The organism is Bacillus sp. SIMBA_005 (assembly GCF_046535585.1).
Lineage (GTDB): Bacteria > Bacillota > Bacilli > Bacillales > Bacillaceae > Bacillus > Bacillus pumilus.
Map to the genome: position 1 here is coordinate 1 of NZ_JAWRWI010000088.1, position 377 is coordinate 377.

Annotated in this window: 1 protein-coding gene and 1 other annotated feature; the gene reads right to left on the reverse strand. The window is 43.2% G+C overall.

The genetic code is table 11. The annotated features are described in order from the left end of the window. Positions 1–31: 31 nt before the first annotated feature. Positions 32–263, reverse strand: a binding site (T-box leader). Between the two features lie 2 nt (positions 264–265). Then, positions 266–377, reverse strand: a 112-nt coding sequence (locus SB660_RS19230; protein ID WP_410583820.1) for a hypothetical protein, incomplete at its 5' end; no start/stop codon positions are given.

Sequence of the window (377 nt, forward strand, 5' to 3'; positions counted from 1 at the left end):
CAATAAAAAAAGCGCCTCTGCATGTACACATGACAGAGACGCTTTAACCGCGCGGTTCCACTCTGTTTGAAAAGCAGACTTCTGCTCTCCCAACTTCAGCCTGTAACGGCGGCGGCCGCCTTTAAATACTGATTTCCGCAGAAATGTTCTTCAAAGGTCTTAAGGGCGCACTTCTAAAACATGACGCATGAATCTCTCTCAGCCGATGAAGATTCTTTCTGTAATGGTCATTGTTTTATACTCTTCCCTGTCAACAATCATTTATTTAGATATTTTTTAAACGCTGAATTGCAGTCTCTTTACCGATCAATTCAATTGATTGCGGCAGTTCTGGACCGTGAGTTTGCCCTGTTACAGCAACACGAATCGGCATAAAC